Annotated in this window: 24 protein-coding genes; 8 read left to right on the top strand and 16 right to left on the bottom strand. The window is 68.8% G+C overall.

From position 1 onward, the window contains the following. The 3 genes from glyS to ASG29_RS07265 all read right to left on the bottom strand — a co-directional run. The coding region (glyS, locus tag ASG29_RS07275) for a glycine--tRNA ligase subunit beta (RefSeq protein WP_082515817.1) at positions 1-2,196 on the bottom strand (2,196 nt) is incomplete at its 3' end. Continuing rightward, positions 2,193-2,594 carry an endonuclease domain-containing protein gene (locus tag ASG29_RS07270; protein ID WP_055982440.1) on the bottom strand — a complete coding sequence of 134 codons (402 nt, stop codon included), beginning with the start codon at positions 2,592-2,594 and terminating at the stop codon, positions 2,193-2,195. The genes glyS and ASG29_RS07270, both read right to left, overlap by 4 nt. An 86-nt stretch (positions 2,595-2,680) precedes the next feature. After that, positions 2,681-3,550 (bottom strand): glycine--tRNA ligase subunit alpha, encoded by an 870-nt coding sequence (locus tag ASG29_RS07265; protein WP_200932392.1) that lies wholly within the window; start codon positions 3,548-3,550, stop codon positions 2,681-2,683. A gap of 75 nt (positions 3,551-3,625) precedes the next feature. On the opposite strand from ASG29_RS07265, the gene ASG29_RS07260 reads away from it, so the two are divergent. From ASG29_RS07260 to pth, 3 genes are all read left to right on the top strand, one after another. After that, positions 3,626-4,534 (top strand): TraB/GumN family protein, encoded by a 909-nt coding sequence (locus tag ASG29_RS07260; RefSeq protein ID WP_055982436.1) that lies wholly within the window; start codon positions 3,626-3,628, stop codon positions 4,532-4,534. A gap of 236 nt (positions 4,535-4,770) precedes the next feature. Then, on the top strand, positions 4,771-5,466 hold the full coding sequence (locus tag ASG29_RS07255; protein ID WP_055982433.1) for a 50S ribosomal protein L25/general stress protein Ctc: 696 nt from the start codon (positions 4,771-4,773) through the stop codon (positions 5,464-5,466). Between the two features lie 244 nt (positions 5,467-5,710). Further along, entirely contained in the window at positions 5,711-6,280 is a 570-nt protein-coding gene (gene pth / locus ASG29_RS07250) for an aminoacyl-tRNA hydrolase (RefSeq protein ID WP_055985184.1), read from the top strand. 210 nt (positions 6,281-6,490) lie between these two features. Here pth and ASG29_RS07245 read toward each other — a convergent pair whose 3' ends face one another. Both ASG29_RS07245 and ASG29_RS17010 read right to left on the bottom strand, forming a co-directional pair. Beyond that, positions 6,491-7,219 carry a TorF family putative porin gene (locus ASG29_RS07245; RefSeq protein ID WP_055982431.1) on the bottom strand — a complete coding sequence of 243 codons (729 nt, stop codon included), beginning with the start codon at positions 7,217-7,219 and terminating at the stop codon, positions 6,491-6,493. Continuing rightward, the gene (locus tag ASG29_RS17010) at positions 7,216-7,623 is read right to left on the bottom strand and encodes a hypothetical protein (RefSeq protein ID WP_055982429.1); all 408 of its coding nucleotides are present in this window, start codon (positions 7,621-7,623) and stop codon (positions 7,216-7,218) included. Before ASG29_RS17010 ends, ASG29_RS07245 begins: the two co-directional genes overlap by 4 nt. A 159-nt stretch (positions 7,624-7,782) precedes the next feature. Between ASG29_RS17010 and ASG29_RS07235 the strand changes: the two genes are divergently transcribed. Then, on the top strand, positions 7,783-8,367 hold the full coding sequence (locus ASG29_RS07235) for a TIGR02466 family protein (RefSeq protein ID WP_055985181.1): 585 nt from the start codon (positions 7,783-7,785) through the stop codon (positions 8,365-8,367). On the opposite strand, the gene ASG29_RS16675 is transcribed toward ASG29_RS07235, so the two are convergent. From ASG29_RS16675 to ASG29_RS16670, 5 genes are read right to left on the bottom strand one after another with little or no spacing between them, the layout of a single operon-like run. Next, complete coding sequence (locus tag ASG29_RS16675; protein ID WP_156457943.1) at positions 8,351-8,680, bottom strand: hypothetical protein; 330 nt, start codon at positions 8,678-8,680, stop codon at positions 8,351-8,353. The two genes, ASG29_RS07235 and ASG29_RS16675, sit on opposite strands and share 17 nt — an antisense overlap. A 13-nt stretch (positions 8,681-8,693) precedes the next feature. Next, entirely contained in the window at positions 8,694-9,026 is a 333-nt protein-coding gene (locus ASG29_RS07230) for a hypothetical protein (RefSeq protein WP_235532819.1), read from the bottom strand. 34 nt (positions 9,027-9,060) lie between these two features. Then, positions 9,061-9,318 carry a hypothetical protein gene (locus tag ASG29_RS07225; RefSeq protein WP_156457942.1) on the bottom strand — a complete coding sequence of 86 codons (258 nt, stop codon included), beginning with the start codon at positions 9,316-9,318 and terminating at the stop codon, positions 9,061-9,063. A 22-nt stretch (positions 9,319-9,340) separates the two neighbouring features. Then, a complete protein-coding gene (locus ASG29_RS07220) occupies positions 9,341-9,643 on the bottom strand; it encodes a hypothetical protein (RefSeq protein ID WP_055982422.1) in 303 nt (100 codons plus the stop codon). Beyond that, the gene (locus ASG29_RS16670) at positions 9,640-10,908 is read right to left on the bottom strand and encodes a DNA/RNA non-specific endonuclease (RefSeq protein WP_055982420.1); all 1,269 of its coding nucleotides are present in this window, start codon (positions 10,906-10,908) and stop codon (positions 9,640-9,642) included. Before ASG29_RS16670 ends, ASG29_RS07220 begins: the two co-directional genes overlap by 4 nt. Before the next feature lie 171 nt (positions 10,909-11,079). On the opposite strand from ASG29_RS16670, the gene ychF reads away from it, so the two are divergent. Next, positions 11,080-12,180 carry a redox-regulated ATPase YchF gene (gene ychF, locus ASG29_RS07210; protein ID WP_055982418.1) on the top strand — a complete coding sequence of 367 codons (1,101 nt, stop codon included), beginning with the start codon at positions 11,080-11,082 and terminating at the stop codon, positions 12,178-12,180. A gap of 464 nt (positions 12,181-12,644) precedes the next feature. Next, complete coding sequence (locus ASG29_RS07205) at positions 12,645-13,700, top strand: DUF5694 domain-containing protein (protein ID WP_055982416.1); 1,056 nt, start codon at positions 12,645-12,647, stop codon at positions 13,698-13,700. Between the two features lie 4 nt (positions 13,701-13,704). On the opposite strand, the gene ASG29_RS07200 is transcribed toward ASG29_RS07205, so the two are convergent. Then, positions 13,705-15,432 (bottom strand): bifunctional metallophosphatase/5'-nucleotidase, encoded by a 1,728-nt coding sequence (locus ASG29_RS07200; RefSeq protein ID WP_235532818.1) that lies wholly within the window; start codon positions 15,430-15,432, stop codon positions 13,705-13,707. Between the two features lie 91 nt (positions 15,433-15,523). Here ASG29_RS07200 and ASG29_RS07195 point away from each other — a divergent pair, with 91 nt between their 5' ends. After that, positions 15,524-15,973, top strand: a complete 450-nt coding sequence (locus tag ASG29_RS07195) for a MaoC family dehydratase (protein ID WP_055982412.1) — start codon at positions 15,524-15,526, stop codon at positions 15,971-15,973. 3 nt (positions 15,974-15,976) lie between these two features. Here ASG29_RS07195 and ASG29_RS07190 read toward each other — a convergent pair whose 3' ends face one another. The 5 genes from ASG29_RS07190 to petA all read right to left on the bottom strand — a co-directional run bounded on the left by ASG29_RS07190 (position 15,977) and on the right by petA (position 20,038). Beyond that, a complete protein-coding gene (locus ASG29_RS07190) occupies positions 15,977-16,558 on the bottom strand; it encodes a hypothetical protein (RefSeq protein WP_055982410.1) in 582 nt (193 codons plus the stop codon). A 99-nt stretch (positions 16,559-16,657) separates the two neighbouring features. Then, complete coding sequence (locus ASG29_RS07185) at positions 16,658-17,191, bottom strand: adenine phosphoribosyltransferase (protein ID WP_055982408.1); 534 nt, start codon at positions 17,189-17,191, stop codon at positions 16,658-16,660. A 91-nt stretch (positions 17,192-17,282) separates the two neighbouring features. Further along, positions 17,283-18,125, bottom strand: a complete 843-nt coding sequence (locus ASG29_RS07180; protein WP_055982406.1) for a cytochrome c1 — start codon at positions 18,123-18,125, stop codon at positions 17,283-17,285. 30 nt (positions 18,126-18,155) lie between these two features. Then, entirely contained in the window at positions 18,156-19,442 is a 1,287-nt protein-coding gene (locus tag ASG29_RS07175; RefSeq protein WP_055982404.1) for a cytochrome b, read from the bottom strand. A gap of 11 nt (positions 19,443-19,453) precedes the next feature. Then, positions 19,454-20,038, bottom strand: coding sequence for a ubiquinol-cytochrome c reductase iron-sulfur subunit (gene petA, locus ASG29_RS07170; RefSeq protein WP_055982402.1), 585 nt, complete (start codon positions 20,036-20,038; stop codon positions 19,454-19,456). 168 nt (positions 20,039-20,206) lie between these two features. Here petA and ASG29_RS07165 point away from each other — a divergent pair. Further along, positions 20,207-20,584: tRNA (cytidine(34)-2'-O)-methyltransferase (locus ASG29_RS07165; RefSeq protein WP_055982400.1), on the top strand; the 378-nt coding region annotated here is incomplete at its 3' end.

The raw sequence follows: 20,584 nt of genomic DNA, 5'->3' as shown, positions 1-20,584 counted from the left end.
AGCCACGGGCGGGGTCGCTTGTGGCGTCCCCTCACCCTTCCCACTCGCTGACGCGAGCGGGCCCCTTCCCTCTCCCCGGTGGGGAGAGGGCGCTTCAGACCCTTCCTTCTTCAGGATGTTCGCGGCGCGCTTGTAGCCGGCGAGGAGGTTCGCGCCGTCGGGCGTCGCGACGAAGGCTTGCAGCGCGCGGACGCGGGCGAGGAGGCGGACGAGGTCGTCCTCCCCGCCGAGCGCGAACACCGCGTCGATGAGGTCGTGGCGGACGCCGGCTTCGCGTTGCTGGACCTTGAGGCGGTCGGCGAGGAAGATTTTTATGAGCGCCCCTCGATCCAAAATCTTCGATAGAACGCCGTTATCGAGCGCCGGATAGACTTCGCTGAAGTACTGATCCGATCGCTCTTGTGTTAGCACCTCCCCAAACAGCTTCAACGTCTGTTGGTCTGCCTCGAATCGCCTGACTGCCGGCTCCAAGCTGATGACGCGGGTGAGCAAGCCGGTCGAAATAAGAAGCTGAGCAACAGCTTGCGAGATGCGCAGCCTGATGCCGTTATCTTCCACGAGGCTGATAATGCCGAGCGCCGCGCGACGTAACGCAAACGGGTCTCGTGAGCCGCTCGGTCGCTCATCGACTACAAAAAATCCTACGACCGTATCCAGCTTGTCTGCGAGCGACACCGCCACCGTCACCGGATCGGTCGGCACGTCGTCGCCTGCGCCCACCGGTTTGTAATGGTCGCGGATCGCGGCGGCGACGCGGGGGTCTTCGCCCTGCGCGGCGGCGTAATAGCCGCCCATCAGGCCCTGCAATTCGGGGAATTCGCCGACCATGCCGGTGACGAGGTCGGCCTTGCACAGGCGGGCGGCGCGGTCGGCGAGGGACGCTAGCTCCTCTGTATCCTCCCCGGCATGGCGCAACAGGTCGGATCGTCCCCCGGACGATCCTCGATCATGCGGGGCATGATCGACCTGCTGCGGGGGACCGTCCGAAGGACGGTGGAGGGGGTTCTCCACTGGCGGTTCGCTTCGGGGCGCTCCCCCTCCACCAGCTTCGCTGGTCCCCCTCCCCGTGCCGGGGAGGATAATCCCCTCTTCAACCAGCCATCTTGCCAGTTTCGCGACGCGGTCGACCTTGTCGGCGACGGTGCCCAGCTTTTCGTGGAAGACGATCTTCTTCAGCTTCTCCGCCTGTTCCGCCAGCGGGACCTTCAGATCCTGCTCGTAGAAGAAACGCGCGTCGGACAGGCGGGCGGCCAATACCTTGCGGTTGCCCTCGACGATCCGCTCGCCGCCGTCCGCGGCGTCGATGTTGGCGGTGCAGACGAAGGCGTTCGCCAGCTTTCCGTCCGCGTCCTGGCACACGAAATACTTCTGGTTCACGCGTGCGGTCAGCTGGATGACCTCGGGCGGCACGTCGAGGAAGGCGGGGTCGAAACGGCCGAGCAGCGGCATCGGCCATTCGGTGAGGCCGGCGTTCTCGATCAGCAGGCCCTCGTCGCGGACCAATGTCAGCCCCGCCTTCTTCGCGGCCATCGTGGCGCCGAGCGCGATGATCGACCGGCGTTCGTCCTGGTCGACGATGACATGGGCGTCGCGGAGCTTCCCGACGTAATCATCCGCGCCGCCGATCATGATCGCGCCGGGGTGGTGGAAACGGTGGCCGACGGTCGCGGCGCCGCTGGTCAGGCCGGCGATCTCGACCGGTACGACGTCCTTGCCGAACAGCGCGACGATGCCCTGCAACGGGCGGACCCAGCGCAGGCTTTCGGTCGAGGCGGAGGCGGCGCCCCAGCGCATCGACTTGGGCCAGGGGAAGGCGCGGATGACCGCGGGGATCGCGTCGGCCAGCACGTCCGCGGTGGCGCGGCCGGGCTTCTCAACGACCGCGAACAGCACGCCGTCGCGCTCCACCAGTTGCTCGCGGGTCAGGCCGGTCTTGCGCAGGAAGCCGTCGAGCGCCTGCGGGGGTGCGCCCGCTTTCGGGCCCTTCGTCTCCTCGGCCACCGCCTGCGTCGCGTCGGGCAGGCCGCGCAAGATCAGGGCCAGGCGGCGGGGGGTGGCGTAGGTGGTGGTCGCGGTGGCGGCGAGGCCCGCCTTCGCCAGTTCGGCGGCGAACAGGCGGGCGAGATCCTCGCGCGCCTTGCCCTGCATGCGGGCGGGGATTTCCTCCGAGCGGAGTTCGAGCAGGAAGTCGGTCATGACGTTCTCAAATCCTCCCCAGCATGGGGAGGGGGACCAGCCGAAGGCTGGTGGAGGGGCTGGCCGGGGGTGGCGCTTGCCAGGATCGCTTCGAGGGCTGCCGCCATGTCGGAAAGGATCAGCGACGCCGGAAGCCGGAGGACCCGCACGTCGCGGCGGGCGAGCCATGAGCCGCGGCGACGGTCGTGCTCGATCTGGTCGGCGGAGGCGTGGATCTGTCCGTCCACTTCGACCGCGAGGTTCGCCGCCGCGCAGTAGAAGTCGAGGATGAAGTCGCCCGCCGGATGCTGGCGGCGGAATTTCAGGCCGGCCGGGCGGGTGCGCAGCGCCCGCCACAGGAGGACTTCGGGGAGCGTCATGTCGCTGCGAAGGCGGCGCGCACGGGTGACGGTCTGCATCGGCCCGGTCAGTCTGCGGCCAGCCCCGCCACCATGCTTCGCATGGTCCCCCTCCCCGTTCCGGGGAGGATTTGGAAGCGGCAGGCTCACGCCGCCCATCCGTTCTTTTCCATCCACGCCTGGCAGCTGGCCTTCGCCAGGTCGCGGACGCGGCCGATGTACGCCTGGCGCTCGGCGACCGATATCACGCCGCGCGCCTGTAAAAGGTTGAACGTGTGGCTGGCCTTGATCGCCTGTTCGTACGCGGGGATCGGCAGTTTCGCGGTCAGGCAATTCTCGCATTCCGCGGCGTGGCGGCGGAATTGTTCGAACAGGGCGTCGGTGTCGGCGACCTCGAAGTTCCACGCCGACATCTGCTTCTCGTTCTCGAGGAACACGTCGCCGTAGGTGACCCCGGCGTCGTTGAACGCCAGGTCGTAGATCGAATCCTTGTCCTGGATATACATCGCCAGGCGTTCGAGCCCGTAGGTCAGCTCGCCCGCGACGGGCTTGCAATCGAAGCCGCCCATCTGCTGGAAATAGGTGAATTGCGTCACCTCCATCCCGTCGCACCAGACCTCCCAGCCCAGCCCCCAGGCGCCCAGCGTCGGCGATTCCCAGTCGTCCTCGACGAAGCGGATGTCGTGACGGGAAAAATCGATGCCGATCGCGGCGAGCGACCCCAGGTACAGTTCCTGAAGGTCGGGGGGCGAGGGTTTCAGGATCACCTGATACTGGTAATAATGCTGGAGCCGGTTGGGGTTCTCGCCATAACGCCCGTCGGTGGGGCGGCGGCACGGCTGGACGAAGGCGGCGTTCCACGCGTCCGGGCCGAGCGCGCGCAGCGTCGTGGCGGTGTGGAAGGTGCCCGCGCCCATTTCCATGTCGTACGGTTGCAGGATGACGCAGCCGCGCGCGCTCCAGTAATCGTGGAGGCGCAGGATCATCGCCTGGAAGCTGAGCGGTGCTTCTGTCATCGTGGCGCAGCCTCTGGCGGATGGCTCGCATTCAGGCAAGGGGCCGCCTATCTAGCGCGCTTCCATCCAAGGAGTGTGCCCTTGCGTTCCCCGCTGCTCGCCGCCGCCCCCCTTCTCGCGCTCGCCACGCCCGCGTGCGCGCAATCGCCGTCGACGCCCGCGCCCGCGACCACCGATGCCGATCCCGCCCTGTGGGTGGTGAAGGACGACGACACGACGATCTACCTGTTCGGCACGATCCACGTGCTGAAGCCGGGCCTGAGCTGGTTCGACGAGGCGGTGAAGACCGCGTTCGACCGCTCGCAGACGCTGGTGCTGGAGATGGTCGAGCCCGATGCGGCGACGCAGCAGAAGGTCGTCGCGGCCAAGGCGTTCGACGCGGCGCCGGCGACGCCGCTGACGCAGCGGCTGAACCCGAAATACCGCACCACCTTCACCCAGGTAATGGCGAAGACCGGGCTTCCCGCCACGATGTACGAGAAGATGCGGCCGTGGTTCGCGGCGGTGTCGCTGACCGCGCTGCCGGTGCAGGAACTGGGCTACGTCCCCGCCAACGGACCGGAGGCGGTGCTGACGCAGGCGGCGAAGGCGCAGGGCAAGGCGGTGCGCGGGCTGGAGACGTTCGAGGGGCAGTTGTCGATCTTCGACGGCCTGTCCGACGCGGCGCAGGTGAAGTTGCTGGAGAGCACGCTGGACGAACTGCCGACCGCGGGGCCGACGATGACGAAGATGGTCGCCGACTGGTCGCGGGGCGATCCCGATGCGCTGGCGACGGACATGAACGACACGCTGAAGGAATCGCCGGAGGTGGCCAGGGCGCTGCTGACCGACCGCAACAAGCGCTGGGCCGGATGGATCGCGGAGCGGATGAAGACGCCGGGGACGGTGTTCGTCGCGGTCGGCGCGGGGCATCTGGCGGGGCCGGAGAGCGTGCAGGCGATGCTCGGCGCGTACAAGCTGAAGGCGGTGCGGGTCCGCTACTGATATCCTCCCCGGCACGGGGAGGGGGACCGCTCGCGTAGCGAGGGGTGGAGGGGGTTCTTCCCGAACGTGTCGCCGGTGGCACTCCCCCTCCACCGTGCTGCGCATGGTCCCCCTCCCCGTTCCGGGGAGGATAGTTGTGTTAAACAACACAATCCGCTATGCGCGCCCGCTTCCGTCATGGTCATCCCTGGAGGCGTGGCGGAAGGACTTATTCATACGTTTCGGAAGGTATTCAGATGAGCGATACGCTAACGCTCGCTGCCGAGACGCGTGACCGGGTTGGCAAGGGAGCCTCCCGGTCGCTGCGTCGTGACGGCCGCGTCCCCGCCGTGATCTACGGCCAGAACAAGGAACCGACCTCGATCCACCTCGAGGAGAAGGCGCTGGTCAAGGCGTTGAGTTCCGGTCACTTCATGACCACCGTGGTCACGATCAACGGTCAGCGGACGCTGCCCAAGGACGTCCATTTCCATCCCGTCAGCGACCGTCCGGTCCACGTCGACTTCCTGCGCATCCGCGCGCATGAAACCGTGACCGTGCAGGTGCCGGTGCACTTCACCGACGAGGACGAATCGGTCTACCTGAAGCAGGGCGGCGTGCTGAACGTCGTGGCGCACGAGATCGCCGTGACCTGCGACGCGGCCGAGATCCCGACCGAGATCGCGATCAGCCTGAAGGGCCGCGAGATCGGCGACACGATCCACCTGGGCGACGTGACCTTCCCCAAGGGCGTGACGCCCGCGGTCGAGGACACGGAATACACCGTCGCGACGGTCGTGCCGCCGACGGTGCCGACCGCGGAGGACGAGGCGCTCGACGCCGAGGTCGCCGAGGCGCAGGCCGCCGAACATGCGGAAGAGGTCGAGGCCGAGGCTGCTGCCGAGGAAGCCGAGGCGGATGACGCCGACGGCGAAGGCGACAAGGCGGAGTAATGCGTCATGCCCACCCCTCCCTTTCAAGGGAGGGGCAAGGGGTGGGTCAGCGGCGATCGAGGCTCGATGCCTCGGTCGCCGCTTCTGCGCGGGGCGTGCGTGAACGTCGCCGGTGCCGTCAGCCCGGGCTTGTCGCGAGGTCCACCGTGCCGCGTGTTCAACGGTTTTTGCGCTTGCGGCCCGGTGGATGCCGGGACAAGCCCGGCATGACGTTTCGCTCCATGGCGGGAGATTGGATTTCACGATGCAATTGTGGGTCGGGCTCGGCAATCCGGGGGCGCAATATGCGATGCACCGGCACAATGTCGGCTTCATGGCGGTCGATGCGATCGCCGCGGTCCATGGCTTTGCGCCGTCGGCCAAGAAATTCCAGGGCTGGGTGCAGGAAGGCCGCGTCGGCGGCGCGAAGGTCCTGCTGCTGAAACCCGCCACCTTCATGAACGACAGCGGCCGCAGCGTCGGCGAGGCGATGCGCTTCTACAAGCTCGGGCTCGATGCGCTGACGGTGTTCCACGACGAGCTGGACCTCGCCCCCATGAAGGTGAAGGTGAAGCAGGGCGGCGGGACCGCGGGGCATAACGGGCTGCGCTCGATCGACCAGCATCTGGGCGCGGACTTCCGCCGGGTGCGGCTGGGCATCGGCCATCCGGGGCACAAGGACCGCGTGACCGGCCATGTGCTGGGCAATTATGCGAAGGCGGAGATCGACGCGCTGAGCGACATGCTGGGCGCGGTGGCGGCGGAGGCGGACCGGCTGGCAGAAGGCGACGACGTGCGGTTCATGAACGACGTGGCGTTGCGGGTGCAGGGATAGGGAGAAGGCTGGTTCGCGCGGAGGCGCGGAGGTGTCACGTTCGTGGATGACGCTCGCTGCGCCAGCAGCCTTCACACTATCGGCCCGTCACGCGAATGAAAGTCTCGCTGTCGCGAGACGTATCGGCGGACGCGAGCACCTCCGCGTCTCCGCGCCTCCGCGCGAACAAATCTTCTTCGCGTCATCGCGTCTTCGCGCGAACTACCTTCCCTAGAAATCCACGCGCGCGGTCGCCACCAGCCGTGTGCCGGTGTGGCGGTCGGTGAAGCGGGTCGGCGTCACCGGTTCGTCGATCGACGTGCCGGTCAGCGCCGCGCCGAGCGCCAGCGGGCCGAGCGGGCGTTCCGCGCCCAGCCGCCAGTCGGTATAGTCGCCGCCGGGACGCAGGCGGGTGGCGCGCGCCCTGCCCTCCGGCCCGATGCTGCGCCCGACATGGGCGTATAAGGTATAGGGCGTCCCGGGCACGCCCGCCGCGGCGCCCGCGCGCAGGTACAGATTGTCGCCGCCGATCGCGCGCTGCGACGGGGCCCAGGTGGCGGACAATGCCAGATCGAGCGGGCCGATGAGATAGCCGGCGCCTGCCTCCACCTCCGCATAATTGCCCGCGGCGCGGTTCAGGAAGGCGTGGTGGACGACGCCCGCGCTCACGCGCCAGCCGCCGCTGTCGCGGACGTAGCGGACCGCCGTGTCGAGGCCGATGTCGCTGCCGCCGTGCCGCGCGCTGCCGCGCAGCGTGGTGGCGCGTGCGTCGAACCGCACGTTCCCCAGCGGCACGGCCGCGGCGACCGACACGGCGGGGCGGCCGTCGCTCCAGCTCAGGCCGCGGACGCGCGCGTCGGTCGCCGCCTCCACCGACAGTGCGGGACCGGCGACCGCCTGCGCCGCCGCGGGGGCGGCGGGCAGGAGGATCGCGACGGCGGAAAGGACGGGACGGATCAATTGGCGGCCAGACCGTGGGCGGCGTCGATCGCGGCGAGCGTCGCGGCGCGATCGCCGCGCGCGGCGTCGACCAGGCGCGCGGCGGCGTCGCGGATGCGCGCGTCGGCGACCTCCCCCCGCCCGTCGCATGGGCCGTGGCGGTCGCCCTGCACCGTTTCGGCCATGGGCAGGAGCGTGGCGACGCCGCCGTCCCCGCCCGCGCGCGCGATCTCGCGCTCGACCCGCACCGTGGCGGTCCAGCGGCAGCGCTGCGTCGTCATGCGCGCGCCGGTTGCGGCGCCGACGGTGCGATGTCGCGTGTCGATGCGCGCGCGGTGCGCGACGTCGTAGCGCGCGCCGCGATGCTCGACGGTGGCGCTGTGGGTGGTCGCCGCGGCGACGGAGGCGAGCGCGAACAGGATCATGGCAGCTTCTCCTCGATGACCTGCCCAATGATTGAGCAGATGCCTGTTTAATGGGCAAGAGATAGGTGTACGCGATTGCGGTGGTATGATCGGCGCGTGACGGATTGTTGCCGGTGGTCGGGGCTTGTGACGCGCGGCGGGCCGTGCTTCGACGCGGATATGCCGATACGCACGCTGTTCCCGACCTATTTCCACGAATCCGTGATCGCCGACGCCGGGTTGCTCGACGATCTGGCGCGGTCGGCGCAGGCGCTGGCGACGGACGATCGCGCCGGGCGCGCGTGGTCGAAGGCGCACGGCTATCGCGGCTACACCAGCTACGCCTCGCTCGACGACCTGCCGGTCCGCGACCCCGCCTTCGCCGACCTGAAACGGCACCTGGACCGGGAGGTCGCGACGTTCGCCCGGGAGGCGGGGATGGACCTGGGCGGACGGCGACTGAAGCTGGACAGCCTGTGGGTGAACGTCATGAAGCCGGGCGGCACGCATTCGGGGCATATCCACCCGCATAGCGTGGTGTCGGGCACCTTCTACGTCGCGGTGCCGCCGGGGTCGGGGGCGCTGAAGCTGGAGGACCCGCGGCTGCCGATGCTGATGGCCGCGCCGCCGCGCGACGACACGTTCGTGTACGTCGAGCCGGCGCCCGGGACATTGTTCCTGTGGGAAAGTTGGCTGCGGCACGAGGTGATGCCGCATGCCGGGAAGGGCGACCGGGTGAGCGTGAGCTTCAACTACCGGTGGTAGGCGGCGCGGCATCGGTGACGTCGAGCGTCACGCGGCCGTCGGGGAAAGCGGCGAACACGCAGGTCGAGAATGACGGCGGCGGCCATCCCTCTTGCACGTGGGCAAGCGCCTGCGCGATCCGGAAAGAATCGACCGCTGCAACCGCAGGTTGCTTCACCTCGTCGCCGACCCGATACCGATATTCGGCGCGAACATGCCCGTCTTCCACCACGGCCTCGATCCAGGCACGATCGATCCCGGGCGGACAGGCGGCCAGAAGGATGCCAGCGATCGTCCGGCAACCTGCATCCGGAGGTCCGTCCGTGCCCGGCAAGTGGGTTCGCGCGTCACTCGTCGCCAATCATCTCCAGCGTGTGGCGCCCGTCGGGAAAGATCGTGAAGGTGCAGCGCGACCATCGCGGATTGCCGTCGTCGTGCATGCTCTTCCTCACCTCCCGCAGGATGCGGCCGATCCGGAAGCAAGCGGCCACGCCCGTATCCGGCTGCAACCGCTCGCCCCGACGTTCGCAGCAGATCGTCTGTTCGTCCCAGTCGTCGCCGACCGTCGCCTCAATCCACGCACGCTCGTAACCGGCCGGGCATGCGGCGCGCAGCAACGCAGCCACCTCGCCTAGGGATGCGAAACGATCACTCTCCGGCATCGCGTGCGTCATCGGCATCGTCCGGATCGTAACCGAGATCGAGCCGGAACGTTCAGTCCCTAAACACGTGGAAGGTGCACTTCGACCATTTGTCCCTGCCCGGCATCTCTTCACGCAGTTTCAGGAACGCATTCGCCAGTTGCAAGCTGTCCGCCGCGTCGGGAATGTCGAACCACCGCGCGCTGCCATCGGCGTGGACGTAATCGGCGGTCAGATCGCCGATGTATCCATCCTCGGCGCGGCCGGACAGCCACGCGCTTTCCCAACCGTCTGGCGCGTTGCTCACGATGATCTGCGCCACGGTTTCCACGCTGGTTCTCATTACCGCCCCGTCAGTCCCCATAACCGACATCGAATTTGAACGTGCCGTCCGGCGACAGCGTGAAGGTGCAGGTGGAGAACGGCGGCTTCGTCGGCCACGCCTCCCGCAGCTCGACCAGTGCGTCGTCGATGTTGGAGGCGGCCAGCGCCGAAACCGGGACCGACTTGTGTTCCCCGCCCGCATCGACGCATGTCAGCGCGACCTTCGAGAAGCCGTCGCCGAGCGACGCCTCCAACGTGGCATGGGCGAAAGGTGCAGGGCACATCGCGACGATCTCGCGCGCGATCTGTTGATATTGTGCGTCCATCATCATCCACCCGGGCGGTTACGGAAGGTCAACGTCTCGGCTTTCCCGTCGACGACGCTCTGCACCACGAACTTCGCCGGTCGTTGCGTCCCCTCCGCATAAATCACGTCCACGCGCACGTCGACCTGCTTGCCCTCCTTCAAGGCGGTTTCAAAACCGGCCTCCATGCTGCGCCAGGCGCCCATGTTGAAGTTGCCGTTCATGGGTACGAGGTTCAGCCGGTCGCCCGGGCCGTTGAAGATCGAAGCGATCAGGTGTCCGCCCTGGTCATCAGGCAGGCGGTCGGCGCGGCCGGATACCTGCTGCTGGTAGCCGTTGCGGTCCGCGGGCGAGAGGTCGAGGCGACCCTCCACGCTGTTCACCCGGCCCTGCGCGTCGGTGGCATAGTGATAGCCGTTGATATGATAGTCGGCGTTCGCCTCCAGCCGCCGGGCGTTCAGTTCAGGCGGCCATTCGCCCTTCTCCCCGCCCTCCCCGCGGATCGTGACGCGGCCGGTGACGGGATCGACGTCGCGGGTCAGGCGTGCGCCCGCGTCGGTCGCGCCCTCCGCCGCGTCGTCGGCGCCGCGGCGGACGACGTCGCTGCCGGCGTCGGCAATCTTGTCCGCGCCGCGCAGGCCGTTCTTGACCAGGTCGCCGACGCCCGGGACCCACGCGACGCCCGCCATGCCCAGCGCGGCCCAGCCGCCCTCCTCGCCGCGGAACACCCGGCCGACCGCGGAGGCGGTGTCGCGCAGGTCCGCGACCTGCCCGACGATGGGGATGAAGCCGACGACGCTTTGTCCCGCCAGCGAGGACCAGCTGTCGTTGTCGCCGAAATCGCCCTTGAACGCGCCGTCGAGGAAGGAGCCGATGCCCTCGCCGTCGCGCTCGACCTGCGCGCTGCCCGTCGCCGTGACGCCGGCGAAGGCCGACACGGGGGCGGAAGCGGGGACGGGGCCCTGCCCCGACGTGCCCGCGACGGGCGACGGCGCGGCCTCGCCGTACAGCTGGCGACCGATCTCCGCCGTCACCGCGGCGCGATCGGTCGTGCCGAGCCGCGCGGCGGCGGCGTCGAACGCCTGGCGATAGGCGCTGGTCGGAGGCTGGTCGGCCCATGTCGCCACGGCGGGGGCGGACGGATCGCCGACGCTGAACGCCTGCCCCTCCACCAGCCGCAGCCGGCCGGCGGCCACGTCGCCCTGCTGCACCGCCGAGAGCGGCGGGGGCGGCGGCGGGGGTGGCGGCGGCGGGGCAGCGCGGGTCGGGCCGATGCCGGTTGCCTGGATCATCGTACGTCCATCCTTCGTTCTCGACGACGCGCGCATGATAAGGACCGGGCCGCGGGCAGGCTGTAGTCGATCCGACTAAGACCCCCGCGGCCGGGATCGCGACGGGCGTTGCGGGGGCGGGGCGCAGGGCGTAGAGGGCGCGCTTTCCCACTTTCAGGACGGACACACGCGATGGGTTTCCGCTGCGGCATCGTGGGCCTGCCCAACGTCGGCAAGTCCACCCTCTTCAACGCGCTGACGCAGACCGCGGCGGCGCAGGCGGCGAACTATCCGTTCTGCACGATCGAGCCCAACGTCGGCAACGTCGGCGTCCCCGATCCGCGGTTGCAGCAGCTGGCGGAGATCGCGAAGTCGGCGAAGGTGATCGAGACGCAGCTGGGCTTCGTCGACATCGCGGGCCTGGTGCGCGGCGCGAGCAAGGGCGAGGGGCTGGGCAACCAGTTCCTGGGCAATATCCGGGAGGTGGATGCGATCGTCCACGTCCTGCGCTGTTTCGAGAACGACGACATCCAGCATGTCGACAACAAGGTCGACCCGATCGCGGATGCGGAGACGGTCGAGACCGAATTGATGCTGTCCGACCTCGACAGCCTGGAGAAGCGCGTCCCCAATTTGGCCAAGAAGGGGCAGCAGGGGGACAAGGAGGCGAAGCTGGCCGCGGTGGTGCTGGCGCGCGCGCTGGACCTGCTGCGCGAGGGCAGGCCCGCGCGATTGACGCAGGTGGCGGATGCGGAGGAGCAGCGCGTGCTGGATCAGGCGCAGCTGCTGACCGCCAAGCCCGTCCTGTACGTGTGCAACGTGAACGAGGAGGATGCGGCGGCGGGCAACGATTATTCCGCGCGCGTCTTCGCCAAGGCGGCGGCGGAGGGCGCGGAGGCCGTGGTCGTGTCCGCCGCGATCGAGGCGGAGATCGCGACGATGCCCGCGGAGGACCGCGCCGAGTTCCTGGCCGAACTGGGGCTGGAGGAAACCGGCCTCGCCCGCGTCATCCGGGCAGGGTACAAGCTGCTGCACCTGCTGACGTTCTTCACCGTCGGGCCGAAGGAAGCGCGCGCGTGGACGGTCGAGGCGGGGTCGAAGGCACCGCAGGCCGCGGGCGCGATTCACAGCGATTTCGAGCGCGGCTTCATCCGCGCGGAGACGATCGCGTTCGACGATTACGTCGCGCTGGGCGGCGAGACCGGCGCGCGCGACGCGGGCAAGCTGCGGCAGGAAGGCAAGGAGTACGTCACGCGCGACGGCGACGTGATGCTGTTCCGGTTCAACGTCTGAACGCGGCGCGGGTTGACCGCGCAATGTGCCTCCGCGAAGGCGGAGGCCCAGGACCGATCGACATTCAGATTGCGGCGTGAGACGCTCACGCGAAACCGCGAAGCCGCAAGGAAGTTTGGGTTCGCGCGGAGGCGCCGAGGACGCGGAGGTGTCGCGCACCGGGCTGATCGAAGGGCCAATTGCCGGCCGGCCCGACATCGCTGCTTCCATGAAGGGAGTGCCGGTCTGCGTTACACTTTACTCTCTGCGTTCTCCGCGTCTCCGCGCCTCCGCGCGAACCAATCTCTTGCTTCACTTCGCGTCTTTGCGGCTTCGCGCGACCATCCTGCACCGGAAAAGCGAATGTCGATCGGCCCCAGGCCGGGTCCCCGCCTTCGCGGGGACACAGGTGACGCCGCGATGTGTATTGCCTGCATAATACAGTTCGGCTAGGTCGTGTTTTCAACCACGAAGGCACCCCATCGATGACCCTGCCCCTGATCGCGGCCTTGCTGGCCGCTCCCGCGACGGCGCAGGAGTATCGGCCCGCGTTCGATCCGGGGCGGCTGAAGGCACCGGCGACGATGGCGCCGAACGAGGTGATGGTGCTGGGCACCACGCACCTGTCGGGCCTGCCCGAGACGTTCGACGCCGCGCTGCTAGGGCCGTTGCTCGACCGGCTGGCGGCGTGGAAGCCGACCGCGGTCGCGACCGAGAATGTATCGGGGCTGCAATGCGACATGCTGCGGCGCTATCCGTCGCGCTATGCCGGGACGGTCGAGACCTATTGCGGCGATCCGTCCGCGGCGGCGAAGGCCACGGGGCTGGACGTCCCCGCCGCCAATGCGGAGGCGGAACGGCTGTTGACGGCGTGGCCCGCCGACCCGACCGCGGCGCAGCGGCGGCGGCTGGCGGCGGTATTCCTGGCCGCGGGCGAGCGCGGATCGGCGCTGGTGCAATGGCTGCGGCTCGCGCCGGCGGAACGGCGTGCGGGCGACGGCGTCGACGCCGCACTGGTCGCCGAGCTGGAGCGATACCGGCAGAAGCGCAACGAAACCTCGTGGATCGCCGCCCCGCTGGCCGCGCGACTGGGGCTGGAGCGGTTGTGGGCGGTCGACGATCACAGCGCCGACAGCCCCGAGAAGGACGAGGCGGCGGGTGCCGCGATCATGGCGGCGTGGGACAACCCCTTCACCAAACGGCGGATGGCGGCGGACAAGGCGCTGGTCGCGGGAATCGCGCGGCCCGGCGGCGTGCTGGCGATGTATCGCGCGTACAACGATCCGGCGGCGGCGATGACGACGTACCGGTCCGATTTCGGCGCCGCGCTGGCCGCGCCGGGCGGGCTGGGGCGTGGCTATGTCGGCTATTGGGAAACGCGCAACCTGCGCATGGTCGGCAACATCCGCGACGTGCTGGGCCGGTATCCCGGTACGCGGATGCTCGCGATCGTGGGGGCGTCGCACAAGGGATATTACGAGGCGTATCTGGGCCGGATGCACGACGTGCGGCTGGTCGATACGGCGGCGGCGTTGAAATAGGGCGCTATTTCGCCGGTGGCGGGTCCAGGCGGGTGATGCGGTTCGCCACCGGCGGGGTCATGCCCGGGTGCGCGGCGACATACGCCTCCAGCGCGTCGACATCCTCCGGCCCGCCGGCCAGGTCGGTGCCCGACGCGAAGACGGTGAAATTGTCGCCGCCGGTGGCCAGGAAGTTGCTGAGCGCGACGCGATAGACGCGGTCGTCGGCGATCGCCTGCCCGTTCAGGCGCAGATCGCGCACACGCTCCCCCGCCGGGCGGCGCAGGTCGTAGGCGTAGGTGAAGCCCCGCGACCCGGCGAGCATGTTGGGATTGGCGACGGTGTTCGTGCCGCTGTCGAACTGCTGTTCCAGCACCGCGCGCAATTGCCGCCCGGTCAGGCCCTTCACCTGCACGACGTTCCCGAACGGTTGCACCGCATACAACTGCCCGTACGTGACGCTGCCGTCCGCGGCGGGGACGAGATCGGCGCGCAGGCCGTAGCTGTTCATGAAGGCGATGTCGGCGCGCGACGCCGCCAGTTGCGAATCCGCGACCAGATCGCCCAGCACGGATTCGCCCGACGCGTTCCGGTCGCGCGAGGCGGGGCCGGACAGGCGGCCGACGATGCGCTTCGCGATCGGCTCCGCCGCCGCGACATAGCGCGCGACGAGCGATCCGACCGCGGGTTCGGCCGGATAGACCGGGAAGGCGGGCTGGACCGGGACCGGGCCGGCGGCGGCGTCATACCCCTCTCCCTGCACGATCAGGTTCGTCGCGCGCTTCCCCGCGACGCGATGCGCAGCGCGGTCGATCGACAGGTCGATGTCGGTCAGCAGCATCCCGCTTTTCCCCGCGCTGGTGACGAGGAACGGGCGCGCGGGATCGACCGCGGCGTAATCGCAGACATAGGCATTGTGGGTATGGCCCGACACGACGACGTCGACCGCGGGGTCCAGCTTCGCCAGGATCGGCAGCAGCGGGCCGGTCATCGCGGCGCACCCCTCCCCGTTATATCCCTTCGCATACACGCCCTGGTGGATCAGCACGACGATGGCGTCCGCGCCCTGCGCGCGCAGTTTGGGGACCAGCGCGTTGATCGTCGCCGCCTCGTCCTCGAACCGCAGCGTCGCGACGTTGGTGGGGACGACGAGGCTGGGCGTCGTCTTCAGCGTCAGGCCGATGAAGCCGATCCGCGCGCCCGCGACGTCGCGGATCGCGGTGGCGGGGAAGAGCGTCGCGCCGTCCCTCGTCCGGACGTTGGCGGCGAGGTAGCGGAATTTCGCCCCGGGAAAGCGCGCGTCGACGCGGCAGGGCGTGCGCGCGGTATGCTTCGCGCAGCCGCCGTTCTGGAGCCGCAGCAGTTCGTCGGGGCCGCGATCGAATTCGTGGTTGCCGACCGCGTTCAGATCCAGCCCGATCATGTTCATCGCCAGGATCGACGGCTCGTCGAGGAATTGCGACGAGGCGAAGGGCGACGCGCTGGTCAGGTCGCCCGCCGCGACGACGAGGTTGTTCGGGTTCGCCGCCTTCAACCGCGCGACCGCGGCGGCGAGATAGGCGGCGCCGCCGGCGGGCACCTGCACCGCCGTGCCGGTGGCATCGGTGGCGGGGACCGACGCTTTGGGCGGTTCCAGTGCGCCGTGGAAATCGTTCAGCGCGATGATCTTCACCGCCACGGGCCCGCGCGCCGCGGGGGTGGTGGCGCAGGCGGTGAGGGCAAGGATCGCGGACAGGGCCAGCAGCACGCGCATCGTCTTGATCGCTCCGGTAAAATGCGATCGGGCCCTTCGCATGCGCGCGTTACCGTGTCACGACGCCACGCGACGAGAGGGAGGATGCGGGATGCAGTATTTCGAGGATATCGCGGTCGGCGCGACCAGCCGCTTCGGCGCGTACGAGGTGACGCGCGAGGAGGTGATCGAGTTCGCGCGGAAATACGATCCGCAGCCGTTCCACCTGTCGGACGAGGCGGCGGCGCAGACGCATTTCGGGCGATTGTCCGCCAGCGGCTGGCACACGTGCGCGATGACGATGGCGATGCTGGTCGAGAATTTGTCGAAGAACCGGCAGGCGGGGCTGGGATCGCCGGGGGTGGACGAATTGCGCTGGCAGAAGCCGGTCTATCCGGGCGACGTGCTGTCGGTGGAAACCGAGGTGCTGGAGAAGCGCGTGTCCGCCTCGCGCCCGGAAATGGGGATCTACAAGAGCCGCATCGCGGTCCTGAACCAGGACGGCGATGCGGTGATGACGATGGTGTCGAACGGATTGATCCGGACGCGGCCCGCCGACTGAGCCCTATTGGCGCGGACCGCGGGGGCGGAAGGCGCGGTTCGGGCGGGGGGTGCGCACCCCTTCCGCCCGGTTCTGACGCCGCAGGTCGCGATAGTCCTGCCGGACGTCGCCGCGATATTCGCGGCGCGCGTCCTGGCGGCGGTCGCGCAGCTGGTCGCGGTTGATCTCGCCCTGGCGATAGTCGCGGCGCGCGTCGCGGACGTCGCCGCGATAGTCGCGCCGCTCGCGCCGCACGTCGTTCCGGAAATCGCCCCAATTGGCGCGCACGTCGCGATCGCCCCAGCCGTTGCGGCGGCCCTGCCAGTAGCGCTGCTGCGCGCCGTTCCAGCGGAACGGGCGGCGATACTGGTCATAGACGTACACGCCGGTGCCGGGATAATAGAAATTGTCGTTCCAGCCGTAATAGGCGTTGCCGAACCCGCCGCCGCCCCAGCCGCCGCCATAGCCATCGTAATAGGGATCGCCGCCATAGGCCGCGCCATAGCCGACGCCCAGGCCGCTGTAGCCGTACCCGTCGGTGCACGCCGCGGTGCCGAGGGCGAGGCCGCCGAGGAGGCCGGTGAGGGCCAGTCGCTTGAGGAACATGTCACTTCTCCCACACGCCGGAGAAGGCCGCAGGAACGCGCGGCCCCGGTTACTGGGGAAACGGCGGTATGTGGGGCGAAGTTCCCGGACCCGCCCGGGTCAGTGGCCGGAGAAGGCGACCAGCGCGTCGGCCGCGATGCCGTCGCGGCGCAAGGCGTCGGCGCCGCCCAGGTCGGGGAGATCGACGACGAACAGCGCCTGCTCCACCGTCGCGCCCGCCTTGCGCAGCAGGCGGACCGCGGCGCGGGCGGTGCCGCCGGTGGCGATCAGGTCATCGACCAGCAGGACGCGTGCGCCCGGCGCGCAGGCGTCGGCATGGATCGCGATGCGGTCCTCGCCATATTCCAGCGCATAGTCCTCCGCGATCGTGGCGCCGGGGAGCTTGCCGTCCTTGCGGATCAGCAGGACGCCCGCGTCCAGCGGCACCGCCATCGCGGCGGCGAAGAGGAAGCCGCGCGCCTCGATCCCCGCGACCAGGTCGATCGGACCATCGGTCGCGGCGACGAGGCGGTCGACGGTGGTGGCGAGGCCGTGCGCCGAGAGCAGGAGCGTCGTGATATCGCGGAAGGCGATGCCCGGCTTCGGAAAGTCGGGGATCGTCCGGATCAGGGATTTCAGGTCGTCGTTTGCCATGTCGTCACCCCAGCGAACGCTGGGGTCTCTCGCCGCATGCCCAGCGCCTGCGGCAGGAGATCCCGGCTTTCGCCGGGATGACGGACAGGGCTCAATGCTTCACGTTGCGCCAGACGTTCTGGTACGCGCCCCACGTCAGGAAGATGAAGATGACGAGGAAGATCACCGCCGCGACGCCCGCGGCGTGACGCGATTCCAGGTTCGGCTCCGCGGTCCAGGCCAGGAACGCGGACACGTCCTTCGCCATCTGGTCCAGCGTCGGCTTCGTCCCGTCGTCGTACGTCACCTGGCCATCCGACGTCAGCGGCGCGGGCATGGCGAGGTTGAGGTTCGGGAAATACGGGTTGTAGTGCAGCCCCGCCGGCGTCTTGGCGTCCGGGAATTCCTTCAGCAGCGCGGCGGGCTGCGCGCGATAGCCGGTCAGCAGCGAATAGACATAGTTCGCGCCGTCGTGCCGCGCCTTCGCCATCAGCGACAGGTCGGGCGGCAGCGCATTGTTGTTCGCGGCGCGCGCGGCGACCTCGTTCGGATAGGGCGACGGCACGCGGTCCGACGCGACGTTCTTGCGCGTCGCGGCCTCGCCGGTGTCGGGGTTCACGCTCGGCTGCTCGATCGGCCATGCGTTGGCGAGCGCCTTCACCTGGCCCTCGCTGTAGCCCAGATGCTCGAAGTCGCGGAAGGACACGTACTTCAGGCTGTGGCAGGCGGCGCAGACCTCCTGGAACACCTTCAGCCCGCGCTGCAACTGCGCGCGGTCGAACTTGCCCAGCAGGCCCGCCGACGACAGATGCGCGTCGCGCGGATGCTCGTGGAACTCGTGCTCCGCGGTGGCGGCGGCCGGGCTCTGGATCGCATCCTTGGCGGTGAAGAACAGGGCCAGCGCGAGGACGAAGACGAACCCCGCACCGATCACCAGCGAAATGAGACGAGCCATGTTTCTATCGGTCCCTCTAGTCCGTCTCGATCAGCCGGCCATGGCCGTCTTGGCGGGCGACGTGCCGCCGTGCTTCGCCAGCACCGCTTCCGTGATCGAATTGGGCAGCGGGCGCGGACGCTCCGATGCCGACACGATCGGCAGGATGATGAGGAAATGCGCGAAATAATAGGCCGAGGCGATCTGCCCCAGCATGACGTTGCGCGCCGACGCCTCCGCGCCGCCGACATAGCCCAGCACGATCACGTCCAGCAGCAGCACGACCAGGAACCAGCGGTAGGTCGGACGATAGTTGGACGACCGCACCGGCGACGAATCGAGCCAGGGGAGGAAGAACAGCAGCAGGATCGAGCCGAACATCGCCAGCACGCCCCACAGCTTCGCCGGCAGCAGGAAATCCGCGGTGAAGCTCTTCAGGATCGCGTAGAACGGCAGGAAATACCATTCGGGCACGATGTGCGCGGGCGTCGAGAGCGGGTTCGCCTCGATGTAATTGTCCGGGTGGCCCAGCAGGTTGGGCGAGAAGAACACCAGGGTGGCGAAGATCAGGAAGAAGACCGCGACGCCGACGCCGTCCTTCGCCGTGTAATACGGGTGGAACGGCACCGTGTCCTGCTCGCCCTTCACGTCCACGCCGGTCGGGTTGTTCGAACCGGGGATGTGAAGCGCCCAGATGTGCAGGATGATGACGCCCGCGATGACGAACGGCAGCAGATAGTGGAGCGAGAAGAAGCGGTTGAGCGCGGCATTGTCCGGCGCGAATCCGCCGAGCAGCCACACGCGGATGCTTTCGCCCACGAGCGGGATGGCGGAGAAGAAGCCGGTGATGACCTGCGCGCCCCAGAACGACATCTGGCCCCACGGCAGGACGTAGCCCATGAACGCGGTGGCCATCATCAGCAGGAAGATGACGACGCCCAGCAGCCACACCATCTCGCGCGGCGCCTTGTACGAGCCGTAATACAGCCCGCGGCCGATGTGGATGTAGACGACGGCCAGGAACATCGACGCGCCGTTGGCGTGCGCGTAGCGCAGGAACCAGCCCGCGTTCACGTCACGCATGATGCTTTCGACCGAGCCGAAGGCGACGCCCGCATTGGCGGCGAAATGCATCGCCAGCACGACGCCGGTGACGATCTGCACCACCAGCGCGACCCCGGCGAGGACGCCGAAGTTCCAGAAATAGTTCAGGTTGCGCGGCACCGGATAGCCCGCGCCGACCGCGTTGTAGACGAGGCGCGGCAGCGGCAGCTTCTCGTCCAGCCAGCGCATCAGCGGCTGCTTCGGTTCGTAATGCTTGGCCCAGGGAAAGCTCATGTGTCGCTACCTCAGCCGACCGTGACGACGGTGTCGGAGTTGAAGGTGTAGTCGGGAACCGCCAGGTTCGTCGGCGCCGGACCCTGACGGATGCGGCCCGCGGTGTCGTAGGCCGAGCCGTGGCACGGGCAGAAATAGCCGCCGAACGGCCCCTTGTTCTCGCCCTCGCCCGCGCCCAGCGGGACGCATCCCAGGTGGGTGCAGACGCCCAGCGTGATGAGCCAGTTCTTCTTCCCCGCCTTCGTCCGCTCTTCCAGCGTCTGCGGATCGCGCAGCGAGGAGACGGCGACCGCGTCGGCCTCCGCGATCTCCTTCGCCGTCAGGTTGCGGACGAACAGCGGCTGCTTGCGGAAGCTGGCCTTGATCGCCTGACCCGGCTCGATCTTCGAGATGTCCAGCTCCGTCGTCGACAGCGCCAGGACGTCGGCGGACGGATTCATCTGATTCACCAGCGGCAGGACGATCGCCACCGCTCCGACGCCCGCGAAGGACACGGCGGCGATGTTGATGAAGTCGCGACGGCGCGGGTCGTGGGCATCCTCATGATAGGGCGCGGGATTCTCGCCCAGAGGAATGTTGTCGTCGATCGTCGCCATTCGCGTGCAGCCTCACATCTCTCATCGCGCGGCGGGCTGCGGGAAAGCCTTCCCATGGGAATCCGTGCCCGCCTTCCGCCCCCGTCCCCACGGTGGCACTTCCCGGCCTGATAGCCGCGGTTTTCGCGCTTTGCCAATCGCTTTTTACGCGTGTAGCCGCTGCCCCCCATGCGGATCGCGCTCCACCAGCCCGACATCGCGGGCAATGTCGGCACCATACTGCGCCTTGCCGCGTGCCTGGGCGCGGGCGTCGACCTGATCGAACCGATGGGCTTTCCGTGGGGCGAGCGCGCGTTGCGACGCGCGGGCATGGATTATGCCGGGGCGGTGGACGTGGTGCGCCACGCGGACTGGGCGGCGTTCCGGGCGGCGACGGCGGGCCGGATCGTGCTGGCGACGACGGCGGGGGCGATGCCGCTGTACGAGGCGCGGTTCCGGGGCGACGACGTGCTGCTGTTCGGGAGCGAGGGGGCGGGCGTGCCGGCGGACGTGCATGATGCGGCGGATGTTCGGGTGCGGGTGCCGATGCGGGCGGGATTCCGGTCG

Source organism: Sphingomonas sp. Leaf412 (assembly GCF_001425405.1).
Classification (GTDB): domain Bacteria; phylum Pseudomonadota; class Alphaproteobacteria; order Sphingomonadales; family Sphingomonadaceae; genus Sphingomonas.
This window is presented reverse-complemented; position numbering and strand designations above follow the sequence as displayed.

Coding starts and splice junctions, on each gene's coding strand:
- ASG29_RS07270 (WP_055982440.1), bottom strand. CDS start 2,594: ATGCAGACCGTCACCCGTGCGCGCCGCCTTCGCAGCGACATGACGCTC.
- ASG29_RS07265 (WP_200932392.1), bottom strand. CDS start 3,550: ATGACAGAAGCACCGCTCAGCTTCCAGGCGATGATCCTGCGCCTCCAC.
- ASG29_RS07255 (WP_055982433.1), top strand. CDS start 4,771: ATGAGCGATACGCTAACGCTCGCTGCCGAGACGCGTGACCGGGTTGGC.
- pth (WP_055985184.1), top strand. CDS start 5,711: ATGCAATTGTGGGTCGGGCTCGGCAATCCGGGGGCGCAATATGCGATG.
- ASG29_RS17010 (WP_055982429.1), bottom strand. CDS start 7,623: ATGATCCTGTTCGCGCTCGCCTCCGTCGCCGCGGCGACCACCCACAGC.
- ASG29_RS07235 (WP_055985181.1), top strand. CDS start 7,783: ATGCCGATACGCACGCTGTTCCCGACCTATTTCCACGAATCCGTGATC.
- ASG29_RS07230 (WP_235532819.1), bottom strand. CDS start 9,026: ATGCCGATGACGCACGCGATGCCGGAGAGTGATCGTTTCGCATCCCTA.
- ASG29_RS07220 (WP_055982422.1), bottom strand. CDS start 9,643: ATGATGATGGACGCACAATATCAACAGATCGCGCGCGAGATCGTCGCG.
- ASG29_RS16670 (WP_055982420.1), bottom strand. CDS start 10,908: ATGATCCAGGCAACCGGCATCGGCCCGACCCGCGCTGCCCCGCCGCCG.
- ychF (WP_055982418.1), top strand. CDS start 11,080: ATGGGTTTCCGCTGCGGCATCGTGGGCCTGCCCAACGTCGGCAAGTCC.
- ASG29_RS07205 (WP_055982416.1), top strand. CDS start 12,645: ATGACCCTGCCCCTGATCGCGGCCTTGCTGGCCGCTCCCGCGACGGCG.
- ASG29_RS07200 (WP_235532818.1), bottom strand. CDS start 15,432: ATGCGCGTGCTGCTGGCCCTGTCCGCGATCCTTGCCCTCACCGCCTGC.
- ASG29_RS07195 (WP_055982412.1), top strand. CDS start 15,524: ATGCAGTATTTCGAGGATATCGCGGTCGGCGCGACCAGCCGCTTCGGC.
- ASG29_RS07190 (WP_055982410.1), bottom strand. CDS start 16,558: ATGTTCCTCAAGCGACTGGCCCTCACCGGCCTCCTCGGCGGCCTCGCC.
- ASG29_RS07185 (WP_055982408.1), bottom strand. CDS start 17,191: ATGGCAAACGACGACCTGAAATCCCTGATCCGGACGATCCCCGACTTT.
- ASG29_RS07180 (WP_055982406.1), bottom strand. CDS start 18,125: ATGGCTCGTCTCATTTCGCTGGTGATCGGTGCGGGGTTCGTCTTCGTC.
- ASG29_RS07175 (WP_055982404.1), bottom strand. CDS start 19,442: ATGAGCTTTCCCTGGGCCAAGCATTACGAACCGAAGCAGCCGCTGATG.
- petA (WP_055982402.1), bottom strand. CDS start 20,038: ATGGCGACGATCGACGACAACATTCCTCTGGGCGAGAATCCCGCGCCC.